At 60.5% G+C, this 15841-nt stretch carries 20 protein-coding genes; 9 read left to right on the top strand and 11 right to left on the bottom strand.

What is annotated here, in order from left to right; translation table 11 throughout:
* Positions 1-98: 98 nt before the first annotated feature.
* Positions 99-1325, bottom strand: coding sequence for a winged helix-turn-helix domain-containing protein (locus tag J3P93_RS08685; protein WP_434596596.1), 1227 nt, complete (start codon positions 1323-1325; stop codon positions 99-101).
* Between the two features lie 64 nt (positions 1326-1389).
* A complete protein-coding gene (locus tag J3P93_RS08680; protein WP_258448469.1) occupies positions 1390-1611 on the bottom strand; it encodes a DUF1127 domain-containing protein in 222 nt (73 codons plus the stop codon).
* Positions 1612-1708: 97 nt separating this feature from the next.
* On the opposite strand from J3P93_RS08680, the gene J3P93_RS08675 reads away from it, so the two are divergent.
* Positions 1709-2563 carry a LysR substrate-binding domain-containing protein gene (locus J3P93_RS08675; protein ID WP_007908606.1) on the top strand — a complete coding sequence of 285 codons (855 nt, stop codon included), beginning with the start codon at positions 1709-1711 and terminating at the stop codon, positions 2561-2563.
* Here J3P93_RS08675 and J3P93_RS08670 read toward each other — a convergent pair.
* Positions 2553-3299 (bottom strand): sulfite exporter TauE/SafE family protein, encoded by a 747-nt coding sequence (locus J3P93_RS08670; RefSeq protein ID WP_434596593.1) that lies wholly within the window; start codon positions 3297-3299, stop codon positions 2553-2555. The two genes, J3P93_RS08675 and J3P93_RS08670, sit on opposite strands and share 11 nt — an antisense overlap.
* 110 nt (positions 3300-3409) lie before the next feature.
* Here J3P93_RS08670 and J3P93_RS08665 point away from each other — a divergent pair, with 110 nt between their 5' ends.
* From J3P93_RS08665 to J3P93_RS08650, 4 genes are all read left to right on the top strand, one after another.
* A complete protein-coding gene (locus J3P93_RS08665) occupies positions 3410-4366 on the top strand; it encodes a LysR family transcriptional regulator (protein WP_434596591.1) in 957 nt (318 codons plus the stop codon).
* Positions 4367-4454: 88 nt separating this feature from the next.
* Positions 4455-4910 (top strand): MarR family winged helix-turn-helix transcriptional regulator, encoded by a 456-nt coding sequence (locus J3P93_RS08660; protein ID WP_434596589.1) that lies wholly within the window; start codon positions 4455-4457, stop codon positions 4908-4910.
* A gap of 329 nt (positions 4911-5239) precedes the next feature.
* The gene (locus J3P93_RS08655) at positions 5240-5659 is read left to right on the top strand and encodes an organic hydroperoxide resistance protein (RefSeq protein WP_027613448.1); all 420 of its coding nucleotides are present in this window, start codon (positions 5240-5242) and stop codon (positions 5657-5659) included.
* A gap of 35 nt (positions 5660-5694) precedes the next feature.
* Positions 5695-6705, top strand: coding sequence for an alpha/beta hydrolase (locus J3P93_RS08650; RefSeq protein ID WP_434596586.1), 1011 nt, complete (start codon positions 5695-5697; stop codon positions 6703-6705).
* Positions 6706-6891: 186 nt separating this feature from the next.
* On the opposite strand, the gene J3P93_RS08645 is transcribed toward J3P93_RS08650, so the two are convergent.
* A complete protein-coding gene (locus tag J3P93_RS08645; RefSeq protein WP_203418884.1) occupies positions 6892-7461 on the bottom strand; it encodes an elongation factor P in 570 nt (189 codons plus the stop codon).
* A 48-nt stretch (positions 7462-7509) separates the two neighbouring features.
* A complete protein-coding gene (gene earP / locus J3P93_RS08640; RefSeq protein WP_434596584.1) occupies positions 7510-8652 on the bottom strand; it encodes an elongation factor P maturation arginine rhamnosyltransferase EarP in 1143 nt (380 codons plus the stop codon).
* A gap of 124 nt (positions 8653-8776) precedes the next feature.
* On the opposite strand from earP, the gene J3P93_RS08635 reads away from it, so the two are divergent.
* Together J3P93_RS08635 and J3P93_RS08630 are read left to right on the top strand one after the other, a co-directional pair.
* Positions 8777-9187 (top strand): hypothetical protein, encoded by a 411-nt coding sequence (locus J3P93_RS08635; protein ID WP_434596583.1) that lies wholly within the window; start codon positions 8777-8779, stop codon positions 9185-9187.
* Between the two features lie 2 nt (positions 9188-9189).
* On the top strand, positions 9190-9672 hold the full coding sequence (locus tag J3P93_RS08630; protein ID WP_434596582.1) for a GreA/GreB family elongation factor: 483 nt from the start codon (positions 9190-9192) through the stop codon (positions 9670-9672).
* Positions 9673-9681: 9 nt separating this feature from the next.
* Here the strand turns inward: J3P93_RS08630 and cysB are convergent, their stop codons facing one another.
* The 5 genes from cysB to J3P93_RS08605 form a co-directional block, all read right to left on the bottom strand.
* The gene (cysB, locus tag J3P93_RS08625; RefSeq protein WP_007908591.1) at positions 9682-10656 is read right to left on the bottom strand and encodes an HTH-type transcriptional regulator CysB; all 975 of its coding nucleotides are present in this window, start codon (positions 10654-10656) and stop codon (positions 9682-9684) included.
* A gap of 112 nt (positions 10657-10768) precedes the next feature.
* On the bottom strand, positions 10769-11272 hold the full coding sequence (locus tag J3P93_RS08620; RefSeq protein ID WP_434596580.1) for a universal stress protein: 504 nt from the start codon (positions 11270-11272) through the stop codon (positions 10769-10771).
* Between the two features lie 96 nt (positions 11273-11368).
* The gene (locus tag J3P93_RS08615) at positions 11369-12274 is read right to left on the bottom strand and encodes a 5'-nucleotidase (RefSeq protein WP_090284970.1); all 906 of its coding nucleotides are present in this window, start codon (positions 12272-12274) and stop codon (positions 11369-11371) included.
* 21 nt (positions 12275-12295) lie between these two features.
* Positions 12296-13249: a putative 2-dehydropantoate 2-reductase gene (locus J3P93_RS08610; RefSeq protein WP_434596578.1), complete on the bottom strand. Its 954-nt coding sequence runs from the start codon at positions 13247-13249 to the stop codon at positions 12296-12298.
* Complete coding sequence (locus tag J3P93_RS08605) at positions 13249-13635, bottom strand: thioredoxin family protein (RefSeq protein WP_434596575.1); 387 nt, start codon at positions 13633-13635, stop codon at positions 13249-13251. Before J3P93_RS08605 ends, J3P93_RS08610 begins: the two co-directional genes overlap by 1 nt.
* Here J3P93_RS08605 and J3P93_RS08600 point away from each other — a divergent pair.
* Positions 13634-14077, top strand: coding sequence for a PilZ domain-containing protein (locus tag J3P93_RS08600; RefSeq protein WP_208940296.1), 444 nt, complete (start codon positions 13634-13636; stop codon positions 14075-14077). The two genes, J3P93_RS08605 and J3P93_RS08600, sit on opposite strands and share 2 nt — an antisense overlap.
* A 129-nt stretch (positions 14078-14206) precedes the next feature.
* Positions 14207-15283: a 3-deoxy-7-phosphoheptulonate synthase gene (locus J3P93_RS08595; RefSeq protein ID WP_434596574.1), complete on the top strand. Its 1077-nt coding sequence runs from the start codon at positions 14207-14209 to the stop codon at positions 15281-15283.
* Positions 15284-15343: 60 nt separating this feature from the next.
* Here J3P93_RS08595 and J3P93_RS08590 read toward each other — a convergent pair whose 3' ends face one another.
* Entirely contained in the window at positions 15344-15625 is a 282-nt protein-coding gene (locus J3P93_RS08590; RefSeq protein WP_203418892.1) for a GNAT family N-acetyltransferase, read from the bottom strand.
* Positions 15626-15841 lie beyond the last annotated feature (216 nt).

The raw sequence follows: 15841 nt of genomic DNA, 5'->3' as shown, positions 1-15841 counted from the left end.
TCGCGGGCAAGCCCGCTCCCACAGGGTTCCTGTCGTATGCAATTTATGTATCCGGCGCAGAACCTGTGGGAGCCTGGCTTGCCAGCGATGGCGTCAGTTCAGTCGCACTCGATCTGTGCGAATGCCATCCCAAGCCGCGCCGCACTCTCACGCTGACAATTGAGCTGCACCCGCGCCAGGCCCAGCCAACTTGCCATCCTGCGCAAACTCACCGCCAGCGCCAGCATCCCCTCCTCGTCCAGCCCGGCTTCTTCCTCGTGCACCGCATGCAACGCCAACTGCCCCGCTGCCCGCTCGGCACGCAGATCGACCCGCGCGGCGATCCGCTCATTGTGCAAAAACGGCAACACGTAATAGCCGTAGACACGCTTGGGTTGCGGCGTGTAAATCTCCAGCCGATAGCGGAAGTCGAACAAGCGCTCGGTGCGGCTGCGTTCCCAGATCAGCGAATCGAACGGCGATAACAGCGCACTGGCGATGACTTTACGCGGCACTGTGGGCTCCGGCAGGCAATAGGCAATCTGCCGCCAATCGGCCACCTCGCACATCTGCAATTGCCCCGCCTCGACCAGCTCGGCCAAACGCGGCCGCGCATCCGTCGGGCTCAAGCGGAAATAATCACGCAAGTCTTTTTCCGTGCCGACGCCCAACGCCCCCGCAGCATGCAGCAAGAGTTCGCGTTGCGCCTCCGCCTCGTCGGGCATCCGCTGCTGCAGGATCGCCGCAGGAATCACTCGCTCGGGTAAATCGTACAGACGCTCGAAACCGCGTCGCCCGGCCACGGTCACCTCACCGGCGGCGAACAACCATTCCAGCGCAAGCTTTTCCGCACTCCAGTCCCACCACGGCCCAGCCTTGTCGGCGCGGGTCGACAGACTGCCGGCGCCCAAGGCGCCCTGCGCTTCAACCGCTGCCAGCACCCGGCGAATCGTCTCTTGCTGCTCGCGGCCGAATGTCGCCAGTTGCTGATAAATATCCTCGCCGCGCCGGGCCCGCTGCATGCGCCAGCCCAGCAACGGGTACATCGACAGCGGCAGCAGCGACGCTTCATGCCCCCAGTATTCAAACAACGTGCGGCGCCGCCCCGAACTCCAGGCAGCCTGGTCAAGCAAATCCAAAGAATAGGCACCGAGACGGGAAAACAGCGGCAGGTAGTGCGAGCGCACCACGGCGTTGACGGAGTCGATTTGCAGCAGGCCCAGCCGTTCGATCAGCCGGTTGAGCTGCGGCGCCTTGACGGTCGGCGGCTGGCGCCCGTTGAATCCTTGGGCAGCCAGCGCCAGACGTCGCGCCTGTTTGAGGGAAAAGGCCAGAGTCGCGGGCATGAACATCTCCTTGTCTGCTCGCAACCTACCTCACCGAAAGTGGGTTTGTGTAGCACCGGGTTGATCATTTATGCATCGGATCATCCCAGAACGGCCGCACGGCTTCGTGTTCAACGTCGGCACGACTGACACCGATGTCCTTCAACGCTTCGTCACTCAAACTGGCGAGCAACTCGCGTTCACGGTGCAGTTCGTACCAGCGGCTAAACTTGTGCAGCAGATCGGAAACGATATGGCCGTGGCCGGACAGCTGTTCTTCGTTCACATACTCTCTTTGACCTTTCATCGTCTTGCCTCCCTTTGTGGATGGCTCAAGTCTCGTCTCGGCGCTAAGATCAATCCAACGAATGTTTCTGATGGCAAGCATCACGGAGATTCATCAATTGTCCGCTTACCCCAGTATCGATACCGATGTCCTGCGCACCTTTGTGGCGATTGCCGATCAGGGCGGGTTCACCCGCGCCGGCGAGATGGTCAACCGCACGCAATCGGCGGTGAGCATGCAGATGAAGCGTCTGGAAGAAGACGTGTTGCAGCGCCAGTTGTTCGAGCGCGATGGCCGTCAGGTGCGCCTCACCGCCGAAGGCCAGGTATTGCTCGGCTATGCGCGGCGCATCCTCAAGTTGCACAGCGAGGTGTTCAACACTTTGCGCGAGCCGCACATGGTCGGCACCGTGCGCATCGGCACGCCGGATGATTACGTGATGCGTTTTCTGCCGGGGATCCTCTCGCGGTTTGCGCAGTTCTATCCGCTGATCCAGATCGAGGTGCATTGCGAGTCGACCAAACAGTTGCTGCAGCGCACCGATCTGGACTTGTCGATCGTCACCCGTGAGCCGGGTAACGAGATCGGCCAACTGTTGCGCAAGGAGCGTTTTGTCTGGGCCGAGGCGCAGAACTTCAGCGCCCACGAACAGACGCCGCTGCCGCTGGCGATGTTCAACAGTGATTGTTTCTGCCGTTTATGGGCGTGCAATGCGCTGGACGCGATGGGCCGCGAATACCGCATCGCCTATAACAGCACCAGCCTGTCGGCGTTGATGGCCGTTGTCAGCGCGGGCCTGGCAATTACCGCGCAACTGGAGAGCCTGATCACCCCGGACATGCGCATTCTCGGCGCCGCTGAAGACCTGCCATTACTGCCCGAGGCCAGCATCATGCTGATCCGCAACCTGAACAATCCGTCGCCGATCACTGAATGTCTGGCCGAACACATCGTCGAAGGCTTCAAACTTTGAACGCGAGCATCACCGCACACAGCACCAGAAAACCGCAGAACAGCCCGCGCAGAAGTTTTTCCGGCATCGCGTGGGCGACTTTCACGCCCCAACTGATGCTGGCCAGACCGCCGAGCGCCAGTGGCAAGCCGATCATCCAGTCGACTTCGTGGTGTACCGCATAGGTCACCAGGGTTACGCCGGTGCTGGGCAGGGCCAGTGCCAGGGACAAACCCTGAGCGACCACTTGCGAGGTGCCGAACAGACTGGTCAGCACCGGCGTTGCCACCACCGCCCCGCCGACACCGAACAAACCGCCCATGGTCCCCGACGCAGCGCCGAGCACACCGAGCCATGGCCACGAGTAGCGCATTTCTGCGCTCACCGCGGGTTTCGGACCGAACATCTTCAGCAAGTTGTACGCCGACAGCGCCACCAGAAAAGCCACGAAACCGACGCGCATGGTTTGCGCATCGATGCCCACCGCCCAGATCGAACCGAGCCAGGCAAAGCAGAAACCCATCAGCGCCAACGGCAGCGCATGGCGTAGCTCGATGCGATTGCGCTGGTGATAACGCCACAGCGCCAGCATCACGTTCGGCACCACCATCACCAGCGCCGTGCCTTGGGCGATCTGCTGATCGAGCCCGAACCACACACCGAGCAACGGAATGGCGATCAAGCCGCCGCCGATTCCGAAAATGCCGCCGAGTGTGCCGAGCGCCGCGCCAAACAACAGGTACAACAAGAATTCCATCACCGCACATTCCTCTTCGTCAGGCTTGCCATGCTACGCAGTCGCGGCTGGCGGGGAAACGCACAGCAACGCACAATGGCTGTGCCGATTCCGCATAAGCGCTCAACACCATGAACCCCAATCAACTGACCGATCAGCTCGGACTGTTCCTCGATGTGCTGGAAAGCGGCAGTTTTTCCGCCGCCGCACGCCGCCATCCGCTAACACCTTCGGCGGTCGCCCGGCGTATCGACAATCTCGAAAGCGCGGTAGGCAGCCAGTTATTCGTGCGCAGCACCCATGCGGTGCGCGCGACGCCGGCCGGGCTGGCCTTTGCCGAGCGCGCACGGCGAATTGTCGCCGAGCTGCAATTGGCCCGCGCCGAAGCGGTGTCGCTGAGCAGTGCGCCGGAAGGCTTGATCCGCATCGACGCGCCCGCCGCGTTCGGGCGCCGCCATCTGGCGCCGGTGCTCGCTGACTTTCTGTTGCTATACCCGGGCCTGGATGTGCAGCTGCATTTGATCGACAGCTTTATCGACATGGACGGCTCGAACCTGGGCAAAGTCGATCTGGTCCTGCGCGCCGGGCAACTGGCTGATACGCGTCTGGTCGCCACGCCACTGGCGAGCATTGTACGCATCGCCTGCGCCAGCCCCGATTACCTGAAACGCCGTGGCGTGCCGAGCCATCCCGCACAACTGAATGAACACGACGGGCTCGACTGGGACGGCCTCGCCCCGCCCTTCGCCTGGCGCTTTCAACTCGACGGGCAATTGCAGTTGCACCGTCCGGCCCGCATCCGCCTGAGCGCCAACAACGCCGAAGCGCTGGTCTGCGGCGCTTTGGCCGGATTGGGTATCGCCCATCTGCCGACCTGGTTGGCCAGCGAATACCTGCTGCGCGGCGAACTGCTGCCGCTGTTCTGCGACAACGGCTTGCCCGAAGCAGAGTCTGCCGGCATTTACGCCTTGCGCATGGGCCAACAGCCCCATTCGCGCAGCCGCTTGCTACTGGAATATCTGAAAACCCGCTTCAGCCCTGTTCCTCCCTGGGATCTGGCGTTGCAACGGGATCTGGGCCGGCACTAGGCTCAAGGCTCAAGGCTCAGGAAAAATTATCTGGCGCATTAAAGATTCGAGCGCTAGATTCATCGCATTACTGAACAAGGCTTGCACCATGACTTCCGAACGCGACACCTGCGACGACCTGCTGCTGGCTAACCAGGCCTGCTTCGCCCTGCATTCCACTTCACTGATGATGACCAAGGTCTACAAGCCGCTGCTGCAAGCGCTGAACCTGACCTACCCGCAATACCTGGCGATGATGGTGTTGTGGGAACAGGATGGTTTGACGGTCGGAGAAATCAGCACGCGCCTGCTCACCGATCCGGGCTCGCTGACGCCGCTGCTCAAGCGTCTGGAAGCAGAAGGCATGCTCAGCCGCACGCGCAGTCGCGAGGACGAGCGTGTGGTCATCGTCGAGTTGACCGAGCAAGGCCGGGCCCTGCGGGACAAGGCGCAAAGCATTCCGCAGTGCATCCTCGGCGCCAGCGGCTTTTCTCTGGAACGCCTGCAAAAGCTGCAAGCAGAACTGCAGGCGCTGCGCGGGCACCTGCAAGACAGCCTGAATTAAGCCCCGCCCCCGTCCCCCTTGTGGGAGCGAGCCTGCTCGCGATTGCGCTGGGTCAGTCAGCACATGTATTTCTGACTCATCGCTATCGCGAGCAGGCTCACTCCTACACTTGATCTCCTTCGCCTGAAAAATATTTTCAGGCTTCAAGCCCCCCTCCGGTCCCTCTATCTCAATCCTTTCAAGAAGATTGATCTACCAAAGATCACGCTCAGGAAAAATTCTTTAAAAATTTATCTTGCGCGCAAAACATTAGCGCTATACATTCTCATCACACCTACTTAGCGCGCAAACAATTAGTGCAAAACACCACAACCAACGAGGCTCACACCATGCAAACTCTCTATACCGCAATCGCAACCTCCACTGGCGGCCGTGACGGTCGTGCGATCTCCAGCGACAACATCCTCGACGTCAAACTCGCCACGCCAAAAGAACTCGGCGGTGCTGGCGGTGCGGCGACCAACCCTGAGCAGCTGTTCGCTGCCGGCTACTCCGCCTGCTTCATCGGCGCGCTGAAATTCGTTGCCAGTCAGACCAAACGCAAAATCCCCGATGACGCTTCGATCACCGCCCACGTCGGTATCGGTCAGATCCCGGGCGGCTTCGGTCTGGACATCGACCTGCACATCAGCCTGCCAGGTCTGGAACAAGCCGATGCGCAAACCCTGGTCGACGCCGCTCACCAGGTCTGCCCGTACTCCAACGCCACCCGCGGCAACGTCGATGTCCGTCTGCACGTCACCGTGTAATCACTGAGCCCCCGGCCCGAACAAGGAAATTGAACATGAACACTTTCAGCAAAGTCTTGACCGGTACCCTTCTCGCCCTGTCCGTGCAGAGCGCCTTCGCCGGTGATGTCGAGCACAACACCCAGGCGTTTCTCGATGTGCTGAATGCCGGCAGCGGCAAGCCGATTGAGCAGCTGTCGCCCAAGGACGCTCGCGCCGTGCTGGTCGGCGCGCAGTCCGGGGTCAAACTGACACTGCCCAAAGCCGATGTCAGCGAGAAGACCATCCAGGTCGATGGCCAACCGTTGAGCCTGACCATCGTCCGGCCGGCCGGGGTCAAGGGCGAGCTGCCGGTGTTCATGTTCTTCCACGGTGGCGGCTGGGTGCTGGGAGATTTCCCGACCCACGAACGTCTGGTCCGCGATCTGGTGGCCGGTTCGGGTGCGGCGGCGGTATTCGTCAACTACACCCCTTCGCCTGAAGCGCATTACCCGGTGGCGATCAACCAGGCCTACGCCGCCACCAAGTGGGTGGCGGAACACGGCAAGGAGATCAACGTCGACGGCAAACGTCTGGCCGTGGCCGGCAACAGCGTCGGCGGCAACATGGCCGCAGTGGTTGCACTGATGGCCAAGGACAAGGGCACCCCGGCGATCAGATTTCAGGCGCTGCTGTGGCCGGTGACGGATGCCAGCTTCGAAACGGGTTCCTACAACCAATACGCCGAGGGGCACTTCCTCACCCGCAACATGATGAAGTGGTTCTGGGACAACTACACCACCGACGCGAAACAGCGTAACGAGATCTACGCCTCACCGCTGCGCGCTACCACCGCGCAACTGAAAGGTCTGCCGCCAGCACTGGTGCAGACCGCCAGCGCCGATGTCCTGCGCGATGAAGGCGAGGCGTATGCGCGCAAGCTCGACGAAGCCGGTGTGCCGGTGACGTCGGTGCGTTACAACGGCATGATCCACGATTACGGTTTGCTCAACGTGGTCAGCCAGGTGCCGGCAGTGCGCTCGGCGATGTTGCAGGCTTCGCAAGAGCTGAAAGAACACCTGAAATAAACCTATCCCCACATGTAGGAGTGAGCCTGCTCGCGATAGCGGTGTATCAGTCGATGAACATGTCGACTGGTATGACGCCATCGAGAGCAGGCTTACTCCTACAGGGATTTGTGGTGATGGCTGAATTGCAGGCACAAAAAAACCCGACTTAATGGTCGGGTTTTTTCTTTCCGCAAAAAGCAGTGCTTATTTCGCACGGCCTTTGTAGGAGCCGCCTTCGCGGGTATCGATCTCGATCATGTCGCCGATTTCGATGAAGTCAGCAACCGACAGCTCGGTACCGTTCTTCAGTTTGGCAGGCTTCATCACCTTGCCGGAAGTGTCACCGCGAGCGGAACCTTCGGTGTAGTCAACCTGACGCACGATGGTGGTCGGCAGTTCTACGGAAACCAGACGGCCTTCGAAGAATACGGCTTCGCAGACGTCTTCCATGCCTTCTTCAACGAACGGCAGAACGGCTTCGATGTCGTCAGCGTTCAGTTCGTACATGGTGTAGTCAGTGGTGTCCATGAACGTGTAAGTGTCACCGCTGATGAACGACAGGGTGGCTTCTTTACGATCCAGGATCACGTCGTCCAGCTTGTCGTCCGCACCGTAAACGGTTTCGGTCTTGTAACCGGTCAGCAGGTTCTTCAGCTTGGTCTTCATGATCGCGCTGTTACGGCCCGACTTGGTGAATTCAGCTTTCTGAACCAGCCAAGGATCGTTGTCGATACGGATCACGGTACCGGGTTTGAGTTCTTTACCAGTTTTCATTGCGAATATCCGAATTTGGATGGGATTTACAAAAATCTAGGCCGCGTATCATATCCAATTTAGGTAAAACTGTACCAGCGCCGTGGCGAGATCCGCCTGCAAGCCTTGTTCCAGACACCACCCTTGGGCATTTTCCTGCAGTTCCGGCCAGTGTTTGCGCGCCGCCAGCCAGTGCTCGCCGATCGGCTGGCCGGCACTCCAGGCGCGCCACAGACCGTTCATCGCCTCGGCAGCCGCTGGCGACAAGCCTTGGGTGTAAAGCGCGAGGAAGGCGTCGAGCTTGTCCAGATGGATGTCTTCGTCCTGCTGATAGATGTGCCAGAGCATCGGTCGTGCCGCCCATTGCGCACGCACGAACGAATCCTCACCGCGCACCGCGTTGAAATCGCAGCACCAGAGCAAGTGGTCGTATTGGTCCTGACGGACGAACGGCAATACCTGCACGGTGAGCGATTGGCGTTGATGAATGGCGCCGACCGTCAGCGTTTCCACTTCGAGCCAACGCGCCACATCGCCGAGAATCCGCCCTTCCGGTACCAGCAAATGGGTCGGCGTGTCCGCCGCTGCCAGTACATCGAGCCAACTGGCCAGCCCGGGGTTCTCGTAGGCAAACAGCGAAATCAGTTGTGCGTCCGGTGCGCGCTCGATGCCCAGCCCTTGCAGGAATTGTCGCTGCGCCGCGGCATCCTGTTGAAACTGCCGACGCTGCTCAAGCAAGCCGCGCTCGCGCAACAACCCGCCGGTGCCTGGCTGAAAGCCGGGAAAGAAGAAAATCTTCTGCACCGATTTGTATTTGACCGAGGGCAATCCGTGACAGCCGACGACCCAGTCTTCGGCGCTGAGATAATCGAGGTTCAGCCACAGCGGCGGGCGTTCACGCGCGGCCATGGCGTCCATGTAATCGTTGGGTAAATTGCAGGCGAACGCGGCGATCACGACGTCAGCGGCGTCCGTGTGAACCCACTCGGCGGGCCAGTGCCGCACCTCGACGCCCTGCTGATATTGCTGAGCAGCGTCGATATCGATCGCTGGGCAGATACGTTCGAAAGCGCGCAAATCGTCGACCCACAGGCGCACTGTCAGTGAATGCTCGGCAACCAGTTGCCGGGCCAGGCGCCAGGTCACGCCAATGTCGCCGAAGTTGTCGACGACGGTGCAGAAAATATCCCAGCGGGTGTTCGTTTCAGTCATTTAAGGCTCCCGTTGGCAAAAGCGCCGATTGTCCGCATAAATACCCTCGCGCAGAAGAGCCGACGCCGATTAATCTTCGTGCGACAATCGCTACTTGCCCGCATTCATCCGCCAGGAGGCAGCCATGCCCTACCGTCCCCGTTCGCGTCGCCCCTTGCCTGTTCAGCTTAGCGCCCTGCACCTGATCGGTAGCATCGCCCTGGGCATGTGGCTGGGCTTTCTCGCCATCGCTCTGACCTGCTGGCTGCTTTCGCGGTTCATCTTTGCCGAGCAACTGGCGCCCGTCGCCCAAGCGGTGCAGCAGATCGCCCATCCGCCTGCGCCGGTGCAAGCCCAGCCGGACATTCCGCCGCAAAGCCCATTGTTCGAGCAGTACGAAGAAAACCTGCGCAAGAATGAACAGCAGGCTCGACTGGATCAGGCGCGCGCCAGTTCGCGCAACGCGTCCAACCCGAAATGCCAGTTCTGGCTGCAGCAGGACCAGACCGCGCCCAGCGAAAAAAGCCGCGCCAACGTTTTGCAGTTCTGCGATTGATCATGAACAAACACACAGTCCACCAATTGATTCTCGACAAACTGCGCATCGACCTCGACATCGCCGAGCGTGCTGCGCAAACGGCGTACGAAACCGCGACCCACGAAGAGAATATCGCGGAGAACAAATACGACACCCTGGGCCTTGAGGCGTCGTATCTGGCGGCCGGTCAGGCGAAACGGGTCGAGGAGATTCGCCAGTCGCTGGCGCTGTGCCAGAACCTCACGCTGCGTGCCTACGATGAACAGCGTGGCATCGAGATCGGCGCCCTGCTCGGTCTGGAAGACGAAAAGGGCCGCGAGCAATGGCTGTTTCTGGCGCCGGATGCAGCCGGTCTGAAAGTCGATGTGGTCGGTCAGCCGATTACCGTCATCACCCCGCGCTCGCCACTGGGCAAAAGCCTGCTGGGCAAGTTCGAGGGTGATGAGGTGGAGATTCTGGTGGCGGGCACCCGGCAACAATTCGCCGTTACCGAGGTGCTTTAAGACAGCGGATCAGTGCACCGGTAGTTCGACGCCGTCGAACAGTTCTTCCAGTTCCTGCTTGTTGTGGCACTGAATGGCCTTGGCCATGACTTCGCGGGTCAGGTGCGGAGCGAACTTCTCGATGAAGTCGCACATGAAACCACGCAGGAAAGTGCCGCGACGGAAACCGATCTTGGTGATGCTCGACTCGAACAGTTCGCTGGCGTCCAGCACCACCAGATCGTTATCGAGTTTGGTGTCGACCGCCATTTTCGCCACGATACCCACACCCAGCCCCAGGCGCACGTAGGTTTTGATTACGTCGGCGTCGGCGGCGGTGAACACCACTTTCGGCGTCAGGCCGCGATGGCTGAAGGCTTCGTCGAGTTTCGAACGGCCGGTGAAACCGAACACGTACGTCACGATCGGGTATTCGGCGAGGGCCTCGAGCGTCAGCTTCGGCAGCTTGGTCAGCGGGTGACCCTGAGGCACGACCACGCAACGGTTCCAGCGGTAGCACGGCATCATCACCAGATCGCCGAACAGCTCCAGCGCTTCGGTGGCAATGGCGAAATCGACGGTGCCGTCCGCGGCCATTTCGGCGATCTGCATTGGCGAGCCCTGGTGCATGTGCAGGGCCACGTCAGGGTATTGCTTGATGAAATTGCTGATCACCGGTGGCAGCGCATAACGAGCCTGCGTGTGCGTGGTGGCGATCGACAAGGTGCCCTTTTTCTCGTTGGAGAATTCCTGGGCGATCTGCTTGATGCTTTCGACCTTGCGCAGGATCTCGCCAGCGGTGGTGATGATGCGCTCGCCAGCCGGAGTGACACGGGTCAGGTGTTTGCCGCTGCGGGCGAACACTTCGACGCCCAGTTCGTCTTCCAGCAGACGGATTTGCTTACTGATGCCCGGTTGCGAGGTGTACAGGCTTTGGGCTGTAGCGGAAACGTTGAGGTCGTGGTGCGCCACTTCCCAGATGTAGCGCAGTTGTTGAAGCTTCATATCAATCCCTCAAAGCAGGTAGACGCCACGGGCATCAGCGACGGTATATAACTATATTAATGGTTTGAAGAATAAATCTAGAACTTTTTCATCAAAGCGCCATTATTTTGCCTCAGCGATCCTCGCGCCGCCGACGCTCCATCAACGGCACCAGATAAACCGGCACCTTGGCCAATTGCAGGACCCGTGCTGCCGTGCGCCCCAACGGTGTTTCCGCGCCGACCCCGTGGCTGTGACTGCCGACGATCAGCAGATCGACCGAGAGTTTCTGCACCTGGTCGAGAATCACCTGCGACGGATCGCCCTGCAACACGCGCACCGCACGAATGCGTTGCAGATCCAGCTCGCCATCGTCGCCGAGTTCTTCGCGAAAGCTCTCCAGCACGCGCTGCTCGATATTGGCGATGACTGTTTTCAGACCCTGGCTGTGGAATTCGTTCAATGCCTGCTCGTCGAGATAACTCTGCAACACCGATTCGGCGAACAGCCCCATCGGCTCCACCGCGTGCACCACGTACAGATCGGCATTGAACGTGCGCGCCAACGCCAGGGCATGCTGCATCACGAACGGGGCGTACAGACCGAGGTCAGTGGCATACAGCATCGAACGAATCATATGACCTCCTCGCAAGCCAACATGGCGGAGATTGATTCAGCTTAGCAGTGCCTTGACGAGTACGACGGGCGACGCAACGTCTTGAGTCAAAGGGCTTTAGATCGAGGGTTCGTTGCTGATGCCGTGGGGCACGTGACCGGTGGCGACCACTTCACGGGCCAGCTCGCAATGCCCGGTCTGATCGTCGAAGAACACGTCGGCAGCGAAGGCTTCGAGGAATGCCGATTTGGTCAGGCCGCCAAGAAACAGCGATTCGTCGAGACGGATGTCCCACTCGCGCAACGTGCGAATGACCCGCTCGTGAGCCGGCGCCGAACGTGCGGTGACCAGTGCGGTACGGATCGGGCAATCATCGTCGGGAAACTCGCGCTGGAGCAGATTGAGCGCCGCGAGAAAGCCCTTGAACGGGCCGCCGCGCAACGGCTCGCGCGCCGACTCGCGTTCCTTGGCCTGAAACGCTGCGAGGCCGCCGGATTGATAAATGCGCTCTGACTCGTCAGAAAAAATCACCGCATCACCGTCGAAGGCGATACGCAATTCGTCGCTGGCGGCGCGGCTGGCACCGCCGGATAGAATCGTCGCCGCGGCGAAACCGGCGTCCAGCGCGGCGCGCACATCCTCGGCATGGGTGGACAGAAACAGGTCGCAGCCAAAGGCTTTCAGATAGGGATAAGGACTGCGCCCGCCGACAAACGCCGCGCGGGAAATTGCCAGACCGTAATGATGGATCGAATTGAATACGCGTAGCCCGGTGTCGGCGCTGTTGCGCGAGACCAGAATCACTTCGACCCGCGCACGGCCGAGGCGGCTGTTCAGGCTCAGGAGTTTTTCCACCAGCGGGAAGGCATCGCCGGGCGCAAGAATCTCGTCTTCGTGTTCGATCTGGTATTGCCGATAAGCCTCGACGCCACTCGACAGGTAGACCTTGTGGCTCTCGCTCAGGTCGAACAAGGCGCGCGACGAGATCGCCAGCACCAGTTTGTCATCGATGTTGTTGGCCATGTTTTCCCCCAGAGCGACCGGTTAATGGTTGCGTCGGTCGATAAATCCTAAAGTGCGGTACAGCGATTCGATGCGCGGCAGTTCGCAGCCTGCCGCTTTCGCGGCTGCCAATGGCCGAGCATAGATCGCTTCCAGCTCCAGCGGCCGCTTGTGCAAAAAGTCGTGATGCATGCTCGGCCAGTAGTCGGGCATTTTCTCGGTCATCGTAAACAGGTAATCAGCGTAGCCCGGCGGCATGTCGTGGTCGCAGGCCTTGGCGCCCTGCACCACTTCGGCCATCAGCGCCTGGATCAACGCGCGGCTGTCGGCATCGGCCATCAGCGCACTGGTACCGGCGCCGAGCAATACCGAGAGCCCGTTGTAGGGAATGTTCCACACCAGTTTCTGCCAGCGCGCCTGATGCAGATTGGGCATCGCCTGGGAATCGATGCCGGCAGAGCGGAACAGCCTGGCACCGTCCTCAACCAACGCCATGCGCGCCACCTGATCGATGGCCGGGCCGCTGTGATAACCGATGTTCACCGCGCCCAAGGCTTGATGAGTGACCACGCCGGGGCCGTCGCGATGAACGCAGATCAGGCACAAGCCGCCCAACAGATGCAGCGAGTCGGGGAGCAATGGCCGCAAGCTGTCTTCGACGTCCAGACCGTTTTGCAGCAACAGCACTTTTGCGTCTGGCTTGGCTGCCTGAATGATCACCGGCGCCAGATCGGCGTTGCTGGTGGTTTTGGCGCCGACCAGCAGCCAATCGCATTTGGGCATGTCGGCGGCGGCGCAATAGGCCTGCGCCGGGTTCAGCGTCAGCGGGCCATGCACGGCGCTGTTGACCTGCAAGCCGCGTTCAGCCACCGCCGAAAACTCGCTGCGCAATAGAAAGTGCACATCGAAACCGGCGCGCGCCAGCATCACCCCGTAAAAACCACCAATCGCCCCGGTGCCGATAATCCCCACCACTGGTTTATGCTCTGCCCCCATCACGGCAACTCCTCTGCAGTTCGATTCAGCGCCTGCGCCAGTGCGGCGTTGAGCGCATCGGCAGTCAGGCGCGTGTGCAATGCGCCAAAGAACTCGCCGTCGCGCACCACAAACAGCGCCGGCAAATGAAACACCTGATAACGCTCGACCAGTCCGCCGTTGTCGCCGGCATCGATCCAGCACAGCCGATCGACGGCCAGCGCCAGCCCCGGCAGCACTTCGCGGGCATAGCGGCAACTGGCGCAGCCGACGCTGGTGAAAATGACCAGCGAAACGCCGCTCATCGCCAACAGGCGCTGGTCGGCGTCGAAATCGGTCAGTTCGGATTCAACCACTATACTGGGTGGAACAATGTCAGAAGGCCGACACAGGGAGTCTGTGCTCATGGGACGTTTCATTCCTCATCCGGACGAAGTGCCGGTTGAATTGACGTTGCTCAAGCCTGAATGCATTTCCAGACAACAGCTGCACACTATCAGCCTCGGCGGCATCGCTTGCAATTACCACCGCGCCTGGCGCCATGGCACCGCGTTGCAGGTGCGCATGCCCAGCGTCAATGCCGAGCTGTGTTATCCGGGCTATGTGGCGTGGTGTCTGCGCCGCAAGAAAGGCTACCTGGTGGGGATCGCGTTCACCGACGAGCAGACGCTGTTCAGTGCGCGAATGGGTGAGCAGGTGTGTCAGATCGAGCGTTTCTACCGGATGAAAAACAGCCACGACGATCTGCAGGATATTCAGGCGCTGGCCCTGCAATGGGTCGAGCAGCACGCCGACGAGTTCTCCCACGACACCGTGCGCAAGGCTTTTATGCCGCCGACATTGGACTAAAGCGCCGTTTGCCCATTGTCGAGCAGCGCCCGACGCGCTAAGGTTCGGCTCCCCCGACGCGCTAAATCTGCTGTGCCCCGCCGCGCGGGGATCGCTGGCGGCCGGCACCCGTGACCTGACGAGTAAACGATGGCTGATTTACCGATCAACGACCTGAACGTCGCCTCTAACGAGACCCTGATCACTCCCGATCAGCTCAAGCGTGATATCCCTCTGAGCGACGCCGCCCTGCGCACCGTCACCAAGGGCCGCGAAGTCATTCGCAACATTCTCGATGGCACTGACCACCGTCTGTTCGTCGTGATCGGCCCGTGCTCGATCCACGACATCAAGGCCGCTCACGAATACGCCGATCGCCTCAAGGTGCTGGCCGCAGAAGTGTCCGACACCCTGTATCTGGTCATGCGCGTGTACTTCGAGAAACCGCGCACCACTGTGGGCTGGAAAGGCCTGATCAACGATCCGTATCTGGATGACTCGTTCAAGATCCAGGACGGCCTGCACATCGGTCGCCAGTTGCTGCTGGATCTGGCCGAGAAAGGCCTGCCGACCGCCACCGAAGCCCTCGACCCGATCTCGCCGCAGTACTTGCAGGACTTGATCAGTTGGTCGGCGATCGGTGCCCGTACCACCGAATCGCAGACCCACCGGGAAATGGCTTCCGGCCTGTCTTCGGCCGTCGGTTTCAAGAACGGCACCGATGGCGGCCTGACCGTGGCGATCAACGCCCTGCAGTCAGTGTCGAGCCCGCACCGCTTCCTCGGGATCAACCAGGAAGGCGGCGTGTCGATCGTCACCACCAAAGGCAACGCCTATGGTCATGTGGTGCTGCGCGGTGGTAACGGCAAGCCGAACTACGATTCGGTCAGCGTCGCCCTGTGCGAGCAGGCGCTGAACAAGGCGAAGATCAAGCCGAACATCATGGTCGATTGCAGCCACGCCAACTCCAACAAGGACCCGGCCCTGCAACCGCTGGTGATGGAAAACGTCGCCAACCAGATCCTCGAAGGCAACCAGTCGATCATCGGTCTGATGGTCGAGAGCCATCTGAACTGGGGCTGCCAGGCAATCCCGAAAGACCTCGCCGATCTGCAATACGGCGTGTCGATCACCGACGCCTGCATCGACTGGTCCGCCACCGAGACCACCCTGCGCAGCATGCACGCCAAGCTCAAGGACGTGTTGCCGAAACGTCAGCGCACCTGATCGACGTTTCGCAGGCATAAAAAAACGCCGGGCAGTGCCCGGCGTTTTTGTGTGTGCGACTCAGATTTTCGCGGCGCGGCGCTGGTGACGCTCCATGTAGCGCTCGACGTACGAGCACGAAGGGATCACCGTGTAGCCCATTTCTTCAGCGTAATTCAACGCACTTTCGGTCAGCGCGGCAGCGACGCCACGGCCACGCAGGGCGTTGGGCACGAACGTGCGGTAGATATCCAGGGTCTGTTTCCCCAGATCCATATAGGTCAGGTAGGCACGATGACCGTCCACGGTGGTCTCGAACTGATGACCAGCCTGGTCATGGTGGATGGACAACGCCTCGCTCATCACTACTCCTCGCGGGTCTTGGATTGTGACCCCTACCTTACCGATGTTTTCCCGGCGAAGGAACATCTACGCCACCCCGTGCCTGACGGACACCGAGAAGAGCCACACCGATCTCGCGCACCCTGACACCTGATAAATAGTAGGCACCATTGGCGGGAATGCTCAAGATGCGCTCGTCATTGAGCGCGTTGCACAGGGTGGCTCCCGGGGGATGCA

Origin of the sequence: Pseudomonas sp. R3-57, assembly GCF_051132065.1 — a bacterium.
Lineage (GTDB): Bacteria > Pseudomonadota > Gammaproteobacteria > Pseudomonadales > Pseudomonadaceae > Aquipseudomonas.
The sequence above is the reverse complement of the archived record's forward strand: the minus strand, read 5'-3'. Positions and strand labels throughout refer to the sequence as shown.

Coding starts and splice junctions, on each gene's coding strand:
- J3P93_RS08610 (WP_434596578.1), bottom strand. CDS start 13,249: ATGGGGGCAGAGCATAAACCAGTGGTGGGGATTATCGGCACCGGGGCG.
- earP (WP_434596584.1), bottom strand. CDS start 8,652: ATGACTGAAACGAACACCCGCTGGGATATTTTCTGCACCGTCGTCGAC.
- J3P93_RS08680 (WP_258448469.1), bottom strand. CDS start 1,611: ATGAAAGGTCAAAGAGAGTATGTGAACGAAGAACAGCTGTCCGGCCAC.
- J3P93_RS08600 (WP_208940296.1), top strand. CDS start 13,634: ATGGGACGTTTCATTCCTCATCCGGACGAAGTGCCGGTTGAATTGACG.
- J3P93_RS08645 (WP_203418884.1), bottom strand. CDS start 7,461: ATGAAAACTGGTAAAGAACTCAAACCCGGTACCGTGATCCGTATCGAC.
- J3P93_RS08615 (WP_090284970.1), bottom strand. CDS start 12,274: ATGGCCAACAACATCGATGACAAACTGGTGCTGGCGATCTCGTCGCGC.
- J3P93_RS08635 (WP_434596583.1), top strand. CDS start 8,777: ATGCCCTACCGTCCCCGTTCGCGTCGCCCCTTGCCTGTTCAGCTTAGC.
- J3P93_RS08620 (WP_434596580.1), bottom strand. CDS start 11,272: ATGATTCGTTCGATGCTGTATGCCACTGACCTCGGTCTGTACGCCCCG.
- J3P93_RS08670 (WP_434596593.1), bottom strand. CDS start 3,299: ATGGAATTCTTGTTGTACCTGTTGTTTGGCGCGGCGCTCGGCACACTC.
- J3P93_RS08685 (WP_434596596.1), bottom strand. CDS start 1,325: ATGCCCGCGACTCTGGCCTTTTCCCTCAAACAGGCGCGACGTCTGGCG.
- J3P93_RS08655 (WP_027613448.1), top strand. CDS start 5,240: ATGCAAACTCTCTATACCGCAATCGCAACCTCCACTGGCGGCCGTGAC.
- J3P93_RS08605 (WP_434596575.1), bottom strand. CDS start 13,635: ATGAGCACAGACTCCCTGTGTCGGCCTTCTGACATTGTTCCACCCAGT.
- J3P93_RS08650 (WP_434596586.1), top strand. CDS start 5,695: ATGAACACTTTCAGCAAAGTCTTGACCGGTACCCTTCTCGCCCTGTCC.
- J3P93_RS08595 (WP_434596574.1), top strand. CDS start 14,207: ATGGCTGATTTACCGATCAACGACCTGAACGTCGCCTCTAACGAGACC.
- J3P93_RS08665 (WP_434596591.1), top strand. CDS start 3,410: ATGAACCCCAATCAACTGACCGATCAGCTCGGACTGTTCCTCGATGTG.
- J3P93_RS08630 (WP_434596582.1), top strand. CDS start 9,190: ATGAACAAACACACAGTCCACCAATTGATTCTCGACAAACTGCGCATC.
- J3P93_RS08590 (WP_203418892.1), bottom strand. CDS start 15,625: ATGAGCGAGGCGTTGTCCATCCACCATGACCAGGCTGGTCATCAGTTC.
- J3P93_RS08660 (WP_434596589.1), top strand. CDS start 4,455: ATGACTTCCGAACGCGACACCTGCGACGACCTGCTGCTGGCTAACCAG.
- cysB (WP_007908591.1), bottom strand. CDS start 10,656: ATGAAGCTTCAACAACTGCGCTACATCTGGGAAGTGGCGCACCACGAC.